The following is a 19,424-nucleotide window of genomic DNA, read 5'->3' as shown; positions in this document are numbered from 1 at the left end:
AGCTTGAACCATCGCGGCGGTTACAGGCTGTCCTGCCCGGACTGAAGCTGTGCGGCCAGCTCCTGGCCTGTTTTCGTACCGTTCAGCACTTCCTGCAGACCTGTATTCATGCTTTCGATAATGGAGCCTTCCATCAGCATGTCGTAGATCGGCGTAAACGTCAGGGAGCCGGTCAATGCGGCAAAATCCTGCGTCAATTGCGGGAACTGCGTCAAATCGGTGCCTTCAATCAGGCTTGGGCCGGTCATCCCGTATTTTTCGGCATAAACTCTGGAAAAGTCATAACCCGCCGTGCTGAACAGAAAATCCATAGCTGCTTCGAGCTTCGCGCCTTCTAGATTTTTGTTGAGCGCAACATACCAGCCAGCACCGCCGGAGATCGTGTTGTTATCGCCCTTTCCACCATCCACTGGCGGCAGGATCGCAACCTTGGTCTGGCTTAGCACTTCCTCCGAGGCATTGGACAGTAGGTAGCTAACCGCCCAGTGGCCGTCAATGGTAGCCGCCGCCTTGCCCTGTGCGTAATATTCCTCGGCCTGCGCATTGGAGATGATATTGAAATCAGGGTTAAATACTTTGTTGGCGGCAATATTCTGCATCTGATCGAGTGCGCTTACAAACTCAGAGTCGGTAAATTTCGCGCTGCCGTCGCGGGCTATAATCGAATTCGTCCAATCGGTGCCTGTGAAACGGTCGCCCATGGTCGAAAGGATGCTGGATTCGGCCGGCCATTTGTCCTTGTTGCCCAGTGCGATAGCGGAGATTCCCTTTTCATTAAATTTCTCAGCGGCCTTGTAAATGTCTTCCCAATTATCTGGAAAACGGTCATAGCCGATTTCTTTCCACATTTGTTCGTTATAAAAAACAACCGAGGTAATCGATAGCTGATTCGGAATCCCGTAAATCTTGCCGTCCCGCGTAGCCGCATCAAACACACCTTTGCGGAACTTGTCCTTGTGCTCATATTGGTCCAGGTAGTCGTTGATCGGCATCAGCAGGTCGTTGTTTGCAAAATTGCTTACCCAAGAACCTTTTAAGAAGAAGATGTCCGGGATTTCGTTGACGGCGGCCTGCGCCTGGATTTTCGTTGAATAATCCGCCTGCGACATGACCGACTGTACCAGATTGACATTCGGATTCTTTGCTTCCCACTCTTCAACCAGAGTCATATAGCTGTCCATTTCCGCGCTTGTGGGACGCTCCTCCTCCAAATAATAGTGCGAGAAGGTCAATTGAATCTGTTCGCCCTTTGCCCCGCTTGCCCCGGAGTTGCCGAAGGAAGTTCCACCATTGCCGCTTCCACCGCCGCCACAGGCAGAAAGGATTAGCGAGAGAGCTGCCAGAAATGAGATGATGTGAATGATCTTTTTCTTTTTCATGTTGCCCCTCCAAATGTATATTTGATTTCACAACCTAACTATAGAAGACGTGAGATGCATTTTGTATCCGCTTTCTTGTCTTCATTATCCTCGTATTTTGTCGTCATCGAAAGAATAATGGGGTCGACCTCTTTCCTTGTTGCGAACGATATCCCTAAAATATGATATTTATCGCAAAAAATGACCATCTCATTAAATTGGCAAAGGACAATTGACACCTGTCCGGCGCAATGACAGAATAAATTCATAACATCAAGGGGGAGTGTGCGCCCTGTGACTATGCGTAAAAAGCTTATGCTGTTCTTCATCTGCCTCGTGATGATCCCGATTCTTACGATTTATTCCGTAGCAATCAGCATTTTTTATGAGAGCACCAAAAAAGATTTGCAAGCGCTTTTTTCGAACCATATCCATGGAATTGGCAAAAGCGCAGATCAGTTTTTTACCGATGCGCTGGATCTTACGACCTACCCATTAATGGAAACGAATCTGAGAGCCTTCTTGAGCAAGCCGAAGGATGATGAGAACTATTTCGCGCTGACCAGCAACGCCAATAGCATCCTGCTGTCTATGCCCTACGGTTTCTCCAACGGAATTCGCGGCATTTCTCTCCTTTCGCGGGATCAAGCCTCTATTAATGTAGGCATTTCGTTAAAAATATCGAAGGAAGATCTGGAAGCTGCGCGAGCCGGGGAATCGAGACCCTATTGGGATTACCGCGACGTTTCCAGGCTGCAGGATACGCCAGAAGAAGCATACAACAGCCATATTACTCTAACCCGATTGCTGAGGAATCCGAGCAATTTGTCCGAGGAGCTCGGCTTTATCAAAATCGCCATGAGCCGGAAGCAGCTTATGGATACCCTGATGTCGGACCGGATCAACCACGAGGTCTCCTATTTTATCATTGATGAGAATAACAAGTTCCTTGTGGATACGAGCTCCGGCCAAAGCTACGCCAATCTGAAGGGGGACGTTTCCTATCCGCATCTTCTCCAGTTGGCTTCCAGCTCGGCCAATACGCAGATCAACGGGCAATACTTCATATCCGCCCATAAAATAGAACGAACTCCATTCGTTTTATACAGCATTGTAAAACCGAATATTCTAACCATTATTAAGGAAACTCTTCTTAAGGGCTTATCGCTGACGGTGGTGCTTGTGCTCCTGTTTACGCTGCTATTGTCCTTCACTTTTTCCCAGATTATTACGGCCCCGCTCGTCAAGCTAGGCAAGCGCATGAAGTCGATCTCCAATGAGGATTTCTCCGTGCGCATCGACGTTAAGAGAAATGATGAAATCGCGGTGCTGGCCAACAATTTCAACCGTATGGCGCGGCGGCTGGACTTTCTATATAAAGAAGTCTACATGGGGAATTTGAAATTACAGCAAGCGCAGCTAAGTGCCCTGCAAACACAGATCAATCCCCATTTTTTATATAACACGCTGGATACGATCTACTGGATGTCGGAGATGGGCGATACCAAAAATGTTAGCTCGATGGTTTCAAATATGTCGAAAATGATGCGCATGACGCTCTCCCCCAACAACAGTGACATGGTGACGCTGGCGGAAGAGCTGGAGCATCTAAGCTGCTACATCCATATCCAACGAATCCGCTACGGCGACCAGTTCGTGTTCGACATCGATTGTCCGGAGCATTTGAAGTCTTATTACGTCCTGCGCCTTCTGCTACAGCCGCTGGTCGAAAACGCACTTCTTCATGGTCTGAAGAACAGCACCCATGGCATCGTAAAGGTTCAAATTTACGAAAATGAACATTCACTTGTTTACGAGGTCATGAACAATGGTACACCGGTGGACGTCACTGAAATTAACCGCCTGCTGGAGGAAGAGGGCAGCGGCATGCGGGGCTTTGCTCTACGGAACATTAAGGAGCGGATTGCTCTGAAGAATGGAAAGGGCTTTCATCTTAGTTGTTTTTTGCGTGACGGATTCAGCGTCTTCCAAATTACGCAAAAGCTGAGGAATAAAGAGGCCGATGCCCGTGAAATTTCGCTTTCGGACGACAACAATGAAATACAAAGGAGCTGAAGAAATGATAAAAATCCTGCTCGTTGACGACGAGGCATTTATCCGTCAGGGAATTCGCTATACGATTCCGTGGGAAAAGCATGGGATGGAAATTGTCGGAGAGGCGGCTAACGGAGAGGATGGCCTGAAGCTGGCCATTCAGCTCTCCCCTGATATCGTTTTTGCAGACATCCAGATGCCGATCATGAGCGGAATTGAGCTAGCGAGAAAATTAAATGAATATTTGCCGCGCACGAAGGTGATTATTCTCTCCGCGTATGGCAATACCGAGAACTTTACTCGCGCAATTGAAGTGAAGGTCAGCTCCTTCGTCCTAAAAAATGCCGATTCCGGCAAAATATTGGAGGCGGCCCTCCGGGCAAAGGACGCTATTTCGGAAGAAAATGCCGCCTATGGACGTCAGGCGCTGATGCAGACGATCTATAAGGAAAACCAGCATTTGATTAAATCTGCCTTGTTTGCGAAATTTTTAAAAAACGAAATTCCGTTGAACACGTTTCAGAAAAAGGCCGAAAAGCTGGATATGCCGCTGCCGGGCCCCTGCTATTCGATGCTGCTCGCCCGCTGTGTTGCGAACGACGATTGGCTGGTGTACAACCATTTTGTGCAGGCTTTTCAGGAGCTCGAGCCCTTTGTATTTTTCACGGAAGACGGCAAGCTCGTAACGGTATTGAATGTTGGTGCGCAGGGTATTTCGAAGGAGGTTAAAGACAAGATGCTCGCCAATCTCAAGCCTTATATTTTCGGCAACAGTATGGTGTTAATGAACCGCATCGAGTCGCTGGAGGAGCTCTCCTTCGCTTATGCGCTTCTGGATAGGGCGCTGGATGCCTGCTTCTGGAACACGGAGTGGGAATATACGGAGGTTGTGCCAACAGATATATTTCCTAGCATCGGACCAAGTGAGATACAGGATAGCGAGAGCAAGGTCATCTCCGCGGTATTGTCCAGAAATGCTGCCCATATTGAACAAGCCATCCAGGAATACGCTGAGTTTATGCGTCAAAATGCCGTCTCGCGGTCGTGCTTTCTGGAATCGGTGAACCGGATCATCGTGCTGATGGAGGCGGTGATGGAAAGGCAAAACGGCGCCCGTAAAACGGCGGAAATTGTTGCTGAAACGGAAACGCCCGAGGAAGTGATTGAGCTGATGCTGAGCCTGGCCAAGCCAAACCTGGAGACGGATTATAAAAATGTGTTGTTTGCAGCCGCACTGGATTATATCAGCCAGAATTATAACAAGGATCTCAAGCTGACTGATGTCGCCAAGGCCGTTTACATTTCCACCGGTTATTTGAGCAGAATCTTCAAAAGTGAAACCGGCTATTCCTTTAAAGAGTGGGTGAATCGCATTCGCATCGAAAAGGCGAAGGAACTCATTCTAAACAGTGATTTGAAATACTATGAAATCGCCGAATTGGTAGGGTACAAGGACTACAAGTATTTCTCCGCCTATTTCAGCAAATTATGCGGAGTCAGCGCCAAGGAATATAAAGCGCTGAACAGCCCGATGCTTCATCGTTAGCATCATGTTCATGTTCTTATATGATGGTTAGAACACTTTAATGGCAAAAAAGGACTTCCTGCCGTCGATCACGACGGATGGGAAAGTCGATATTATTCCATTTACTGCCCATAGATTACCACCCGCTTACTTAGTTTTTATTGAACCTGCTGTTCAAAGTGTTTCTGAATGTTAGCCAAGCTTTGGGTCAAATCCGCACCGTTCAAAATGTTAGGCAGCTCGTTCTTCAGTGCATCCTTTGCCTCTTGCGTGTACATTCCCATGGAAATACCCGGAACCTCGGTAGACCATCTTGTGAAATCGCTGTAAATCGCCTGACCTCTATTGGCCGAGCCGTCACCGCTTGGCGATTCCGGAATCCGCGATCGCTTTGTATACGCGAAGCGTCTCGGTCATGGCCGGATTGTCTACGAAATTTCCTTTGTTATCCGGCGTAATGTACCAGGATCCGGCGCCCGTTACGCTGATGTCGAACGGAACGCCGTAAATCTTATCGTCGATCCGCAGCGGAACGTTCCCGGATAAGCGGTTACGTATTTTTGAATGTTCGGATCGTTCACCAGAATGATATCCGGCAGCCCGTCTTTACGAAATGACTTCGCGTTTTTTCCTCCCGCAGGCCTCCCCAGATAAGAACGTCACCTTTCCGCCCGCGATCACTGGAGTTTACAGGATCAGCCCTTGGCGGTTTTGGGTTTCGTCGTGTTTAGGCAACTCATCCGACTAACCCTGCCTCAAATCCAGTTCGTGTACCTTGGCCCGTGCTTTTGCCTCCGGCTTCCTTCAGATTCCACCTCACGGTGACACCCTCGCCCTTGGCTAACGGTAGGCGCTCGCCAGCCCCCGCTCGGGACTTTCAACCTAGAGATGACGCCCATGCTGGGCGTGCTAAACAAAAAGCCCGAAGCAGTATGTATTTGCTTCGGACTTTTTTATTTTCCCATGATCACAAGGGAAATCTCCAACATTCATTTCAATGCATATTTATGCATTTCTCGTTAATTATGATTATTTACACTCATCATTTCTAAAAAAGTTCTCAACGATTCTGACAACACACATCTAGCATCCCTATTGCAGGTTTATTCAATTCTTACGAGCACTTGCTATACCCGCAGTTGCTGCAAGTTTTGCAGCCCTCGATGTTGATCAGCGAGGCGGAGCCGCAGGATGGGCACAGGTCGCGCGAGGTGGCCGGTGCGCTGCCGTGGCTGTAGCCGCCATGCGAGCCGTCTGCCGTGCCGTGAACGTGTGCTGTCTCCTGTGCAACCGTTGCGGCTACCGGCGCTGGGTCGTGGTCGCCGTAAGGTCCGTTTTGTACGTGCGTCTCCAACGCTTTGGCGACGGCGTCCGCGATCGATTCAACGCGGTTAGGACCAAAACCGATCGCTCCCGTACCGCCGATGCCTTTGAGATGCTTAATCAGCAACTCAACCTTCTCGCCATGGTCGCCGTAACGCAGGAACAGCGAGCAGACGCGGCCAAGGGCTTCTGCCATCGCGAACACGTCAGAACCAGCTTTACCTACGTTCAAGAAGATCTCACCTGGAGTCCCGTTCATGTCATTGATCGTGATATAGGCCATGCCAAACGGCGTGTTGATTTTATACGTTGCTCCATGCAGCACTTGCGGGCGTCTCTTGTATTGTTCGCCGGTTTTTGGGCTGCTGGCTTGAACCGAAGCATTTGCCGGTTGTGGAGTTGCCGCTGCGCTAGGTTGAGCAGATGCTTCCTCTTTCTTCTCTTCCTTCTTCTCCGTTTGCAGAACTTGCACATCGCGGCTGCCATCGCGGTAGATCGTTACGCCTTTGCAGCCAAGGTCGAAGGCCAGCTCATACAGCCGTTTCGTATCTTCAACCGTAAAGTCGGACGGGCAGTTGGCCGTTTTCGAGATCGAGCTGTCCACCCAACGCTGAATCGCCGCTTGTACGCGGATATGATCTTCCGCCGACAAATCCATCGCCGTTACGAAGTAATCCGGCAGCGGTTCGCCTGGATGCGCGTCCATCCATTCCTGCGCGATCGGCACGAATTGCTCGTCGAAGCCGAGACGGCTTTGACGGTAATATTTGAAGGCGAAGTACGGTTCGATCCCAGTCGAAGTGCCAACCATCGTCCCTGTGCTGCCAGTTGGCGCTTGGGTAATGATCGTGACATTGCGAATCCCTTTGGTGCGGACAGCTTCACCAACTTCTGGATACACTTCCGTCATGTTCTTCATAAAGCCGCTTTGCAAAAATTTATCTGCTTCAAATGCCGGGAAGGATCCTTTCTCTTCTGCGATATCTGCAGAGGCCAGGTAAGCTTCCTTCGCAATAAAGCCATACAATTTATCGAGGAATTCCAGCGATTCCGGGCTGCCGTAACGGATGTTCAGCTTGATCATCAGCTCGGCCAGACCCATCGTTCCAAGGCCAACGCGGCGCTCTTTCTTCTGGTTCTTCTCGTTTTCTTCAAAATGATAAGGTGTCTTGTTGATGACGTTGTCCAAGAAACGAACTGAATAACGCGTAGTTGTCGCCAGTTCATCCCATGCCACATCGTGCTTCTCTTCATCGTAGAACTTGGACAAGTTCATCGCCGACAGGTTACATACGCCCCAGCCCGGCAGCCCTTGCTCACCGCACGGATTCGTACAGATGATCGGGTTAAAGTACCAGCTGTTGGACATTTGGTTGTAGTATTCCATGAAGACCACGCCCGGCTCAGCGGATTTCCAAGCCGATTCGATGATCGTATGCCAGATCTCACGCGCTTTGACGGTACGGTAGTGGATCACTTTACGTCCATCGGCTTTCCATTTATCGAGATCGCCGTCCCACACCTCGTTGTAATCCTCGTAAGTTGTATCCGGGAATACCAGATCCCAATCGAGGTCTTCTTTTACAGCTTTCATAAAAGCATTGCTGACGCAAACCGACAAGTTCGCGTTGGTCACTTGGCCCATCGTCTGTTTAACAGTGATGAAGTCCAGCACGTCCGGATGCCAGTCGTTGATCATCAGCATCAGCGCACCGCGACGGCTGCCGCCTTGCTCGATCAGGCCGGTTGTGTAGCTGAACAAGCCGCCCCAAGATACAGCACCGCTGGAAGAGCCATTAACGCCACGAACGATCGCACGACGTGGACGCAGGGAGCTCAAGTTAATGCCTACGCCGCCGCCGCGAGCCATGATCTCGGTCATTTCGGACAGCGTCTCCATGATGCCGCCCCGGCTGTCCTTCGGCGAAGGAATAACATAACAGTTGAACAAAGTTAACTCATCACTGGCACCGGCACCAGCCGCAATCCGTCCGCCCGGAACAAGCTTCCAATCATCCAGAATATAACGGAATTTCTCTTCCCATTCCTTCTGCTTCTCCGGCGTTTCCTCAACCGAAGCCATCGCTTTGGCCAGACGGTCCCACATTTCTTCAGGCGTTTTCTCGATATTGAGGGTCAGCTTCTCGACGTCGGTCTCCACCAGATCGCCCCGGCGGGTCTTCACCGTAACCTTACGGCCGTCACGGGCAACAACCTCCCCTACTTCCTTCGTCGGGAATTTTGGGTCGTCCTTCGTCAGAACGAGTACGACATCGCCCACTTTGGCGTGGCTAGGATCCGCGTCCTTCCAGGCGTACCGGTCCAAGAAGATTTTCTCACTTAGCCCCTCAAGGCGCTGTTTTTGCACAGTTTTCAAAGAAAACACCCTCCTAAAAATTGATTCAGAGTATCCTTTAATTAATCAGTCATTCGCCTCGATTCCTAAAGTCGAAATTAGGCAAAAAAACGAAAAAAAACGCTGTATCAAGCCGGAAATCGCCCGCTTGATCACCGCGGCACACACCCTGTAAACGGTAATATCATATGTATGAATCACAATATATTGTGTGCGAATACCATTATACTATACAATATCTCGTTGTCATAGCAGTTCAGGGTGAAATTTCAGGCTTTAATCCGAATACATCTCGCCCAACCCCCTGTTTCCTTCAATTCTCTCTATTTTTCAGGCTCAAAACTATAAAACCGCTTTGTAACCATTTCCAAGAAACCAGGGAAGCATCTCCTAAGTTTTATTAGATTTGAATTAACACAATTTTAACAAATCAATGGGAATCCTGCCCCCAAAAAGGAGTAAACTAGAAATTGAGGTTCATAACTTACGAGGAGATGAGTTCAAGTGAAAGCTTTAAGATGGCATGGCGTCAAGGACCTAAGACTGGAGAACATCGAGGAGCCAAAAGCGGAACCGGGCAAAGCGAAAATCAAGGTGGAATGGTGCGGGATTTGCGGCAGTGATCTGCACGAATATGTAGCCGGCCCGATTTTTATCCCTCTGGAAACCCACCCGTTAAGCGGAGATAAAGCGCCGATCGTCATGGGACATGAATTTTCCGGACAAGTGGTTGAAGTTGGCGAAGGCGTCACCCGCGTGGCCGTCGGCGATCGCGTCGTGGTTGAACCGATCTATGCCTGCGGAACCTGCGAGGCTTGTAAGCAAGGGAAATACAATCTTTGCGATAAAATGGGCTTCTTCGGCCTGGCGGGCGGAGGCGGCGGATTCTCCGAATATGCCAACGTACCGGAACAAATGCTACATAAAATCCCGGATTCGGTATCCTTCGAGCAAGGCGCCCTGGTTGAGCCATCCGCTGTAGCACTTCATGCAGTCCGCTCCAGTAAATTTAAAGTGGGCGACAAAGCAGCTGTCTTTGGCACCGGACCGATCGGTCTGCTGGTGATCGAAGCACTGAAGGCTTCAGGGGCTTCGGAAATCTATGCGGTCGAGCTGTCTGAGGAACGGAAGCAGAAGGCTGCCGAGCTCGGCGCCATCGTCATCGATCCGAAAGAATACGATGCCGTCGAAGAAATTCACAAGCGCACGCAAGGCGGTGTGGACGTAGCCTATGAAGTGACAGGGGTTTCTCCCGTGCTAACCCAGGCGATCCTATCCACCAAAATCGGCGGTGAAACGATGATCGTCAGCATTTTCGAGAAGGAAGCCTCCCTCCATCCGCAAAACATCGTCATGAAGGAACGTACCGTAAGCGGCATTATCGGCTACCGCGACGTCTTCCCGGCGGTGATCAGCTTGATGGCTCAAGGCTACTTCTCGGCGGACAAGCTGGTGACGAAGCGCATTAAGCTGGATCAAGCCATCGATGAAGGCTTTGAAGGACTCCTCAAAGAGCGGAATCAAATCAAAATCTTGGTGAAAGCGGAGTAAAATAGATCAAGCAATCGCCGGTCAGGGAGATGATCCCCGGCCGGCTTTTTTTTTAATGAGATAAACCACCCTCTTGCTCTTACAAGGTTATGAACTCCTTCCTTTTCGTCCATACTACACCTACGTCTGCAATTTAAGCACAAGATCTGCCAGATTCGGATCTTTTCTCTCCGTAATCGAGCCGACAAATACGCACCGAAAGGGAGGTTTTACACTATGAATCCACATCCCTCCGGCCTTTCCCCCCACCCGGCCGCGTCGCCAGACTTGCACGCCCCGATTCCCATCGACTTCGACCGGAGCTGGTTCAACGAACTGGAGACCCGGCATCAAAAGGGCGGTCCCTGGGACGATTGGAAGCTGTTTAACCTTGCCCTTGAGGCCGAATCCGCTTCGCTTGTCACAAGCTTTGAGGAGATGCAGTGCCTAAAGCATCTGCACAACGTCACGCCGCTGCCCCATCAAACCGAAACCGCTCGCAAAGTCCTGTTCGAGATGCGCGGACGGGCTATTTTAGCCGACGAGGTGGGGCTTGGGAAGACGATCGAAGCGGGCTTAATTTTAAAGGAATATATCGTGCGCGGATTAGTGAAAAAAGCGTTGATCTTGGTGCCGGCCTCCTTGGTGCTGCAATGGGTACGGGAGCTGAACCAAAAGTTCGGCATTCCGGCCGTAGCCCAGAAGAAGGAGCATTCTTGGCACAACGACGTGGTGGTTGCATCCATGGACACGGCAAAGCGCGACCCGCATAAGAACATTTTGCTGAACAACGAATATGACCTGGTGATCGTGGACGAAGCCCATAAGCTGAAGAATAAGAAAACGTCGAATTATCAGTTCATGCTGCAGCTGCGGAAAAAATATTGCCTGCTCCTCACCGCCACCCCGGTGCAAAACGACCTCGGCGAGCTGTTTAACCTGATCACGCTGCTGAAGCCGGGTCAACTGGGCGGGCAAAGCGAGTTTGCTGCGAATTTCGTCGTCGATAAGCGGCTGCCGAAGAATGAGGAGCAGCTCAAGGATGAGCTGGCCAAGGTGATGATCCGCAACCGGCGCGGCGACGGTGAGCTGGAGTTCACCAAGCGGATCGTACGCAACATCGACGTGGAGTTATCCCCGGAGGAGAAGAACCTGTACAACGGGGTAACTTCCTTTGTCAAAGACCAATATCATGCCAACGGCGGAGACCTCAACAGCATGCTGTCCCTCGTCACCTTGCAGCGCGAGGTGTGCAGCAGCCGCGACGCCGTGTTTGTCACGCTGGTGAACTTGTCGAAGAAGCTGGCTCCGGACTCCCCGATTCGCGACCGGATTTGGGATCTCGTCGATCTGATCCGCCAGATCAAAGCCAACAGCAAAGCGGAGAAAGCGATGGAGCTGATCCGCGAAATGAACGACAAGGTGATCGTGTTTACCGAATATCGGGCGACGCAGGAGTATTTGCTGAAATATTTTCGCGAGCGCGGTATGACGGCGGTGCCGTATCGGGGCGGAATGAATCGCGGCAAGAAAGACTGGATGATGGACCTGTTCCGCGGCCGCGCCCAGGTCATGATCGCCACCGAAGCCGGCGGCGAAGGGATCAACCTGCAGTTTTGCCACCAGATGATCAACTTCGACTTGCCGTGGAACCCGATGCGCGTAGAGCAGCGGATCGGCCGCGTCCACCGCTTGGGGCAAACCAATGACGTCCATATATATAACCTGTCCACCAAGGGCACGATCGAAGAGCATATCCTTCACTTGCTGCATGAGAAGATCAATATGTTCGAAATGGTCATCGGCCATCTGGATGTGATTTTGGAACGGTTCGAGAAGCAGCATTCCCTGGAAAAAAGCCTCTACCAAATCATTCTGGAATCCGGCAGCGACGAGGAAATCGCCAGCCGTGTCGACTCGCTGGGACGCGAATTCGATACGATTAAATCCGAGCTGGATGCGGAAGCCGAAGAACGTGGGAACAACGGCGGTCTGCAGCAGCTCTTGGGAGGTTGAGTTGCGGTTATGTCCATGACCCGAGAGCAGATTCGCGATTTTGTGATGACTTATTTGGAAGCGACGGAATGCCAGTTTCTCGAAAAATCGCCCCATCACGTCACGGTGAAGCTCTCTCCCCGCGCCGACCGCGATTTGACGAACCGCCCTTATTATTGGGGGTTCATCGATCGGACCGGGGCGGAGCCAGAAACGATGTCGTTTTCGTTTATTTTTGACCCGGAGGCGCACCAAGCGGTCGAGAAGGCGAAAGCCGCTCAGGAGCAGGCGGACGCCGGGCAGCAGATGGAAAACGCCCAGGAGGACACCTTGCTGGGACGTTATTTTGGGGCGGTCCGGCCGTTGCCGGTGCTTGGCCCCGGCCGGATTCAACGCGAGGAGCTGGCGTTTGGCAGCTCGCGGCTCAAGCAGATCTTTGAGGCGGCGCGGAAAGGCGGCCGCTATGTGTACTTGTTCGAGGAGCCGGGGCAGCGGCAGCGGACGGCCTTGCTGCCCGCCGCTTACGAGCCGTGGCTGGGCGTCTGCTTTAAGGTGGAGTTCTGCTGCGATATGAAGCGGGAGGAGCTGCATTTTTACGGCGTATCCTTACTGTCGGGCGAGGTCGATGAATCGTTTCAGTCCCGGATCGTGGGCAAGCCGCTGGTCCCCCGATTGCCGGAGAATATCCATATCGAGCCTACCCGGCTGTCCTTGGATGCCGGTCGCTTGGCACTCGAGCAGCGTCTGACCGAACAGATCCAGGCCTACGATGACACCTGGGCGCAGGAAGCCCGCGAACGGCTGAGCGATGAGCTGGCGCTGATCGACGCCTATTACAAGGATCTGATCAAGGATCCCGAACCCGAGCGGGCGCAAGGCGCAACCGAGCAATACGAAGCGAGACGGGAGGAAATCCGCTGGCAATACGAGCCGAGAATTGTCGTATCCGCCTTGGGCTGCGGCATCTTTCATCTGCGTTCGCCGAGGTGACGAGAAATAGACGGATCTCGCTAAAAGACCGCAAAAATAGAAGCCGATGGCGGCCAAACCGCGCGACAGGTTGCAACATCCTTTTTGGACCGGCTTCGGTACAATGGACAAGCAATCGAAATCAACAGGCCAAGGTGCCATACGAATTGCCAGGGAGGCGATGTCATGCGACAACCGCGTTATCTCCGAACCAACCTGAAAAAACGATCGATCACTTGCAAAATTCTCTTATGCGCCAGCATCTTATATAGCGCAGCCAGCGCAGGTTTGCCGCTGGCGGGCGGCCCCGGCGGCCTGAGTACGGCGGCCGCCGAAGGCGTAGGCAGCGCAGCCGGCGCGTGGACCGGGCCGGCTGCGCTGGCGGCGCCCCGGGCCACGGCGGATGCGCCAGCGCCTGAGGCGCTGCGGCGCTTTGCCGCCGAGGCCATCGACAAGCTGGCCCAGGCCGAGCCGTTTACAGCCTGGGCCGGCGCCGCCGCCACCATCGAGCCGCTGGGACCGGGCACGCACAGCTGGCTCGTCACCTTAGCCGGCGGCGGCGGTGCGCCTGCGCCGCGCGGCTATCTCATCATCTCCGCGACGGAGAGCGGAGATTACAAGCTGGTCGAATACGGAATGGGCGCTTATTCCGTATTCGACCCAGCGCTGCTCGAGGCCGCGCTGCGGCAGAGCGGCCTCGGCGCAGCCGCTGCGGGACGCGTGACCGCCGTCCCGCTCTACGCCGGCCCGGCATTGGCCGCGTGGAGGGTTCACCTGCCGGAGGGCGGTGAACCCGGCTACGTCAATGCCGCCGACGGCGAATGGCTGCCCGAAACGACGGGCAGCTGGGACAAGCAGGCGGGCGGCTATGCGCCGCCGCGGCTGGCCGCCGGCAGCCGCGATTCCATATCGCCCGCCCCTATGGTCTATACGTCATCCCGCTTCGATCCTTACGACAATCTGCGATGGATGACGGCCAAGCCTTTGACGCTGAAGCCTGACGCCTTCATCGGTAAATTAACAGCGAGCCATAAGCTCGTCTATGCGGCTTCCGGAGCCGGACGCACTTATTCCTTTCCTCTGCCGGTCTACGGCTATCAAATTTGGAAGAGCGACAGCTTGTCCGAGGCGCCAACCGCACCATCGGCAGAAGCCGGGGCCGAAACCGAGGCCGTCTACGTTGTCACCGGCACCGACACCACCCTCCGGCTGATCGCGCTGGATGCCTTGATGGCCAGCGGTAAATTCGTCACTTTCTAGCTGCTGAACCTATAGAGAAGAGCACTGCCCTTAGCTGGCAGTGCTCTTTTTGGCTTAATCACGCATACCCTTTCAGGCGATTCCTGCAAAAATACAGTTTTTTGAGACGGAATCGCCGTTTTATCTAAAATAACTGCAAAAGTGCAGGCTTTTTGCCCCCAAATCCTCCATTTGCCCCAATTCGCGAAAAATAACTGCAGTTTTGCAGGCTTTCGCTGAAAAATCAGGATTTCCCCGAAAAAAACTGCACTTTTGCAGCTTTCTCCGGGCAAATACCTCCGGCGGACCCTATGAACCCGCCGCCGAACCCGTACCTCCCTCTGCGGCGGCCTGCGCCGTCAATCGTGCCGGTCGGCTGAGCAGCTGGCGCAAACTGTCCAGATTGGTCAACACCGTGCCGGCGATAATCGCGACCCCGCCCAACACCGCAAACCATCCGGCCGTTTCTCCGTAAAACAATACGCCAATCGTCATCGCAATCAGCGGCGATACGTACAGCCAAGTTGACGGAAACACCGGGTTGGTCTTGGCCACCAGCCAGTAAAACAAGCTGTGCCCCACCATCGAACCCACCACGGTTAAATATAACAGCGAGCCTAAGGCAGTCGGCTCTAGCAGGTCCCCTGCCGTCACCCGCTCGGTGAAGCCCGACAGGAGGAACAGCAGCAAGCCGCCGTAAATCATTTGTGCGGCGTTCAGCGCAATCGGCGACACCGCTGCAAAATTCTCAGTGACTCGTTTGGTATACAGAGCGCCGATCGAATACATTACTTCCCCGGTCAAAATCGCCGCGCAACCGATTACCCAGCGGGGTCCGGCCTGTACCGACACCATGTTGGGCAGCACCAGCAGCATGACCCCGGCCAAACCGATCATGATGCCCAGGACGGCGCGTCCCGTCGCTTTTTGCCGCAGCACCATCATCTGCAGCAGCAGGATCATCAGCGGCCCTGTAGCCGATAATACCGCAGCGACGCCGGACGTGACGTATTGCTCCGCCCAATAAAGTAACGCAAACGTCCCGAAGGTCAGCAAAGCTCCCGTCACCAGCATTTCCTTGCGCAGCAGCAGGGTCCACTCCGCTTTTTTTCTCCAAACCATCCACAGAAACAGAATCGCCCCGGCCGCGAAGAAGCGGATCCCCGCGGAGAAAAACGGAGGCGCCGCATGATCTACCCCGATTTTTATCGCTAAAAACGTCGTGCCAAATACGAGACATACGATCAAATAGTTGACCACAATCATGGAAATCTTCCCCTTTCAGCTGTTGAAATGTATCATACAGGAAAGAGGACAGAACAGATGACTCATCATAGAACAGATACTCGGGCTTTACGGATAAAATAGACTCACGGCACAAAGCGAAGGAGAGATGGCGATGAACATAAGGCCAAAGCCGGCAGAGCCTGGGAGGATTCGGTATACGCAAGTGTATAAGTATATCCTGGACCGGATTCATCGGGGGGATTGGAAGGCGCACGATAAGCTGCCCTCCGTGCGTGAGTTAGCGGGCGAGCTGCAGCTTCACCGGTTAACCGTCTTCCGGGCCTACGGGCTGCTGAAGGAGCAAGGATACATTTACGTCAAGGAAAAATCCGGTTATTACGTGTCCGGAGGCCGACCGTATACTGATCCCGCCGAACCCGAGGATGCGAGCAACACCCGTTCCAACCTGACCACCGGCGGAGCAGGCGGAACAACGTTTAACGCTCTAGCTCGGCACGGGACCGGTCATCTGCAGAATACCTTAAGCGAGATTCACCAGATCCCAGCGGTCTACTCTTTCTCCCAAGTACTCATCGACCCGAACCTGCTGCCGAATCTGTTCCTGTCAGACCACGTGAAGCAGGTGTTCGACCGTTATCCTAAGCTGCTGGGCACCTATTCCTCCGTCCAGGGGGACGAGGAGCTGCGGGAACTGCTCTGTGCGGATATGCAGCGAAAAGATAAGCTTCAAGTCTCCTGCGACGAGCTGCTGATCACGACCGGCGGCCAGCAAGCGATCGACCTGCTGGCTGGCGTTTTTCTTCGTCCGATGGATTATGTGTTGGTGGAACGCCCAACCTACAGCTCGGCGCTCGATTGCTTCCGTCAGCGGGGCGCGCGTCTCCTCCCTGTGGAGATTCATCGGGACGGATATGACCTCGACCTTGTTGAGGGTTATATGAAGCGCCATAAACCCCGGATGTTTTATATGAATCCTACATTTCATAATCCGACGGGATTTATCGTGCCGGCCAGCCAACGCAAGCGGCTGGTGGAGCTGGCCGAGCGCTACGGCTGCCTGATCGTCGAGGATGACGCGGTTCATGACGTTTATTTCGATGCGCCGCCTCCCCCGCCGCTCTATTCCTACGATACGGAAGGCTGGGTTGTATACCTGCGCACCTTCAGCAAATACCTGGCGCCGGGGCTGCGCATATGCGCCGTTGCCGCTCGCGCGGCGGTAATGGCCCCGCTGCTGACGGCCAAATCGCTGGCCGACAACGGCACGCCGCTGGTCAACCAGAAGCTGTTCCAGCACTGCTTCGAGTCCGAGCGGCTCCAGCAGCACCTGGAGAAGCTTCGGACGGCGCTGCAGATTCGCCGGGACGTGATGGAGCAAGCGCTTGCCGCCGGCACCGGATGGCAGTGGTACCGTCCGCAAGGCGGATTAAACTTGTGGGTCCGCCTTCCTGAAGGCTTAAGCTCCAATCAACTGCTCACCGAGGGCGTCCGCCGCGGGTTGACGTTCGTCCCCGGAACGATTTGTGATCCCTTGGGGGAAATGGATGACCGGATCCGACTCAGCTTTTCGTTTAAGAATGAGGCACAAATTCGTGAAGGCGTTCACCTGTTGGTCCAGTTAGCGGATGAGTTGGCGCGAGGGGGATGAGTTGGTGCAGGGCAAATGGGCACGAAGGCGAAGATGACGATGGCAATGACAAAGAAAGAATATCCCCGGCTCCCAAGCGCATCTAAAAACAGCCGCCCTCTCCCTTTCGGGACAGAAGGCGGCTGTCATCAATAACCGGGTTCAGCTTCGGCTTACTCAAACTTTCCGTGAGTGAGAAGCCTGTTCTTTTCTCTGGGCTTCTTTCTTCTTTGGCTTGGGAAGCTGCCCGGCCCACAGGGAGATGGAGGACGGGATCATGCCGAACCAGCGCCGGCTCCACGGTTCCTTCGCCTTCGACCGCTCGCGGCGGATTTCCCGCGGGGTTTCCACGTAATCTACTACCCGTTCGGTGATATATTTGACCAATTCGTCACCTTTGGCCATGGAGATAAGCTCCTTTCTCGCATTGTCGTTCTTCGTTAGCCCTAGTTTGCGCCGATTCCCTCCACCTTAAACCCGCAAATCCCCAGACGTATGACCGCAGCCGCGGAATGCATGATTTCCCCGCCGCAGGTTTACTCTATAGAGGAAGTATCTCCTGAAAGGTGAGACAAATGGGAAAAATGATACGATGCCTGTTAACGCTAACGTTGACGGTCTCCATTGCCTTGGGAAGCGGCATCGCTCCGGCCGCGGCGGATGAAGGCAACGACCTCAGGCATGCCTTCCCCGAGCCGGTGATTCTGATCGATGCCGGCCACGGCGGAATCGACGGCGGCACGTCTTATAAACAATATCTCGAAAAGGACATCAATCTCGAAATCGGGCGTCGGCTTTACGTCGTCCTCCGAAGCCACGGCTACCGCGCGATTCTCAACCGGACTGGTGATTACGCCTTAAGCGACGACAACCGCTGGCTTCCAAGCCGCTCGCGGCACCTGCGGGATTTGGCGCAGCGCAAGGAACTTAGCGAACAGTTGCCCGCTTCGATCGTCGTCAGCCTGCATGTCAACTGGGGACGGAATCCGGCCAAACGCGGACCGCTTGTGCTCCATCAGAATGAAGGACGCAGCGCCATACTGGCCGCTTCGATTCAACGGTCGCTGGAGCGGTTTTACCAGCTGGACGTTTCCCGAACCCCGGAGCTTGGCAAGCCGTTTTATTTATTGAACCATATCGATTGTCCGGCTGTAATTGTAGAGATGGGCTTCCTCAGCAACGAGGAAGACCGCGCTATCCTCACGAACAGACGCGGTCAACAGAAGATTGCCGAAGCATTGTATCGCGGCATCGCCGAATACTTTACGGTAATGTAAACCCCGGTCCCAGCTGAAGGCTGGGACTAATTTGTTCCCAGACCAGCTCACTCGTCCCGATGAATTGGACACCTTCAGCCTGTAAAATTGGGATGTTCTTTTTCAAGGCGGCCGCGGTTTTCTTACCCTGTACCCCTACATGCCCGATCGTTACGCAGCTATTGCGCTTACCTTTATTTAGGATGTTCAGGACCTGCCGCAGTTGTTTCGTAACATGCGCTTCGCTGCCTACATCGTCCAGAAAAATATCGTTTTCCAGCCGGGGCAGCCCCATCTTCTCGCTTAAGCGGGGAACAACGGACCGAGAGTTCGTTTTGCTGTCAATGAAAAATAACCCCCGCTCGCGGCATACCTCCAAAATCACCGACATCACCCGCTCGTCCTCAGTCACCTTCGAGCCCATATGATTGTTCATCCCGATGGCATAGGGAACTTGGTCAATCGCGGCTTCAACCCTTTGCCGGATCTCCTCGTCTGTCATGCTGGAGAGGATCGCCCCAGGTCCCAACCATTCCGCCTTCCCTTGCTTGGGCTCCATCGGCATATGAATGATCACGTCGTGCCCGTACTCATGCGCCCGCCGGGCATCCTCCTGCGTCGTTTCCAGGAATGGCATGACCGCCACGGTTAATTTGATCGGCAGGTTGAGGATTTCCTCTGTACCGGCCATCCCGTTCCCTAAATCGTCAATAATCACCGCCACCTTGTGGGAAGCGGATCGTGGTTTGAGGGCGGCCTTATGATCTTGTGTTTCTGACTTCACTTCACTTGATTCCGTGCCCGGGTTCTCTGCTAAATTATTTGCTGTCGGCGCGGCTTGTCCGCTAATCGAGGCCGTTAGCAACAGCGCGGCAAGACCACCGGCAGCCAGTATTGGGATCCGTCGAACCAGTTTTTTGAAATAGGACATGAGGCTTCCTCC

14 protein-coding genes are annotated in these 19,424 nt (G+C 53.3%); 9 read left to right on the top strand and 5 right to left on the bottom strand.

Annotated elements, in window-relative coordinates:
• Positions 1–20: 20 nt before the first annotated feature.
• Positions 21–1,379 carry an ABC transporter substrate-binding protein gene (locus U9M73_RS03570; protein ID WP_323076305.1) on the bottom strand — a complete coding sequence of 453 codons (1,359 nt, stop codon included), beginning with the start codon at positions 1,377–1,379 and terminating at the stop codon, positions 21–23.
• A gap of 279 nt (positions 1,380–1,658) precedes the next feature.
• Here U9M73_RS03570 and U9M73_RS03565 point away from each other — a divergent pair, with 279 nt between their 5' ends.
• From U9M73_RS03565 to U9M73_RS03555, 3 genes are all read left to right on the top strand, one after another.
• Positions 1,659–3,434 (top strand): cache domain-containing sensor histidine kinase, encoded by a 1,776-nt coding sequence (locus U9M73_RS03565; protein ID WP_323079053.1) that lies wholly within the window; start codon positions 1,659–1,661, stop codon positions 3,432–3,434.
• A 4-nt stretch (positions 3,435–3,438) separates the two neighbouring features.
• Positions 3,439–4,959 (top strand): response regulator, encoded by a 1,521-nt coding sequence (locus U9M73_RS03560; RefSeq protein WP_323076304.1) that lies wholly within the window; start codon positions 3,439–3,441, stop codon positions 4,957–4,959.
• A 343-nt stretch (positions 4,960–5,302) separates the two neighbouring features.
• Positions 5,303–5,446, top strand: a complete 144-nt coding sequence (locus U9M73_RS03555; protein ID WP_323076303.1) for a hypothetical protein — start codon at positions 5,303–5,305, stop codon at positions 5,444–5,446.
• Between the two features lie 606 nt (positions 5,447–6,052).
• Here U9M73_RS03555 and U9M73_RS03550 read toward each other — a convergent pair.
• Positions 6,053–8,638, bottom strand: coding sequence for an adenosylcobalamin-dependent ribonucleoside-diphosphate reductase (locus tag U9M73_RS03550; RefSeq protein ID WP_036643702.1), 2,586 nt, complete (start codon positions 8,636–8,638; stop codon positions 6,053–6,055).
• Positions 8,639–9,121: 483 nt separating this feature from the next.
• Here U9M73_RS03550 and U9M73_RS03545 point away from each other — a divergent pair, with 483 nt between their 5' ends.
• The 4 genes from U9M73_RS03545 to U9M73_RS03530 all read left to right on the top strand — a co-directional run bounded on the left by U9M73_RS03545 (position 9,122) and on the right by U9M73_RS03530 (position 14,371).
• The gene (locus tag U9M73_RS03545) at positions 9,122–10,168 is read left to right on the top strand and encodes a 2,3-butanediol dehydrogenase (RefSeq protein WP_323076302.1); all 1,047 of its coding nucleotides are present in this window, start codon (positions 9,122–9,124) and stop codon (positions 10,166–10,168) included.
• A gap of 216 nt (positions 10,169–10,384) precedes the next feature.
• Positions 10,385–12,163, top strand: a complete 1,779-nt coding sequence (locus tag U9M73_RS03540; RefSeq protein WP_323076300.1) for a DEAD/DEAH box helicase — start codon at positions 10,385–10,387, stop codon at positions 12,161–12,163.
• 9 nt (positions 12,164–12,172) lie between these two features.
• Positions 12,173–13,132: a YqhG family protein gene (locus U9M73_RS03535; protein ID WP_009222858.1), complete on the top strand. Its 960-nt coding sequence runs from the start codon at positions 12,173–12,175 to the stop codon at positions 13,130–13,132.
• 165 nt (positions 13,133–13,297) lie between these two features.
• Entirely contained in the window at positions 13,298–14,371 is a 1,074-nt protein-coding gene (locus U9M73_RS03530; RefSeq protein ID WP_323076298.1) for a hypothetical protein, read from the top strand.
• 288 nt (positions 14,372–14,659) lie between these two features.
• Here U9M73_RS03530 and U9M73_RS03525 read toward each other — a convergent pair whose 3' ends face one another.
• Positions 14,660–15,616 (bottom strand): DMT family transporter, encoded by a 957-nt coding sequence (locus tag U9M73_RS03525; protein WP_009222855.1) that lies wholly within the window; start codon positions 15,614–15,616, stop codon positions 14,660–14,662.
• Between the two features lie 133 nt (positions 15,617–15,749).
• Between U9M73_RS03525 and U9M73_RS03520 the strand changes: the two genes are divergently transcribed.
• Entirely contained in the window at positions 15,750–17,246 is a 1,497-nt protein-coding gene (locus U9M73_RS03520) for an aminotransferase-like domain-containing protein (RefSeq protein WP_323076297.1), read from the top strand.
• 156 nt (positions 17,247–17,402) lie between these two features.
• Here U9M73_RS03520 and U9M73_RS03515 read toward each other — a convergent pair whose 3' ends face one another.
• Positions 17,403–17,630, bottom strand: coding sequence for a YqzE family protein (locus U9M73_RS03515; protein ID WP_009222853.1), 228 nt, complete (start codon positions 17,628–17,630; stop codon positions 17,403–17,405).
• Between the two features lie 161 nt (positions 17,631–17,791).
• On the opposite strand from U9M73_RS03515, the gene U9M73_RS03510 reads away from it, so the two are divergent.
• Positions 17,792–18,502 (top strand): N-acetylmuramoyl-L-alanine amidase family protein, encoded by a 711-nt coding sequence (locus U9M73_RS03510; RefSeq protein WP_009222852.1) that lies wholly within the window; start codon positions 17,792–17,794, stop codon positions 18,500–18,502.
• Here U9M73_RS03510 and U9M73_RS03505 read toward each other — a convergent pair.
• Positions 18,489–19,412: a divergent polysaccharide deacetylase family protein gene (locus tag U9M73_RS03505; protein WP_323076295.1), complete on the bottom strand. Its 924-nt coding sequence runs from the start codon at positions 19,410–19,412 to the stop codon at positions 18,489–18,491. The genes U9M73_RS03510 and U9M73_RS03505 overlap by 14 nt on opposite strands.
• Positions 19,413–19,424 lie beyond the last annotated feature (12 nt).

Source organism: Paenibacillus phoenicis, from assembly GCF_034718895.1.
GTDB lineage: Bacteria > Bacillota > Bacilli > Paenibacillales > Paenibacillaceae > Fontibacillus > Fontibacillus phoenicis.
This window is presented reverse-complemented; position numbering and strand designations above follow the sequence as displayed.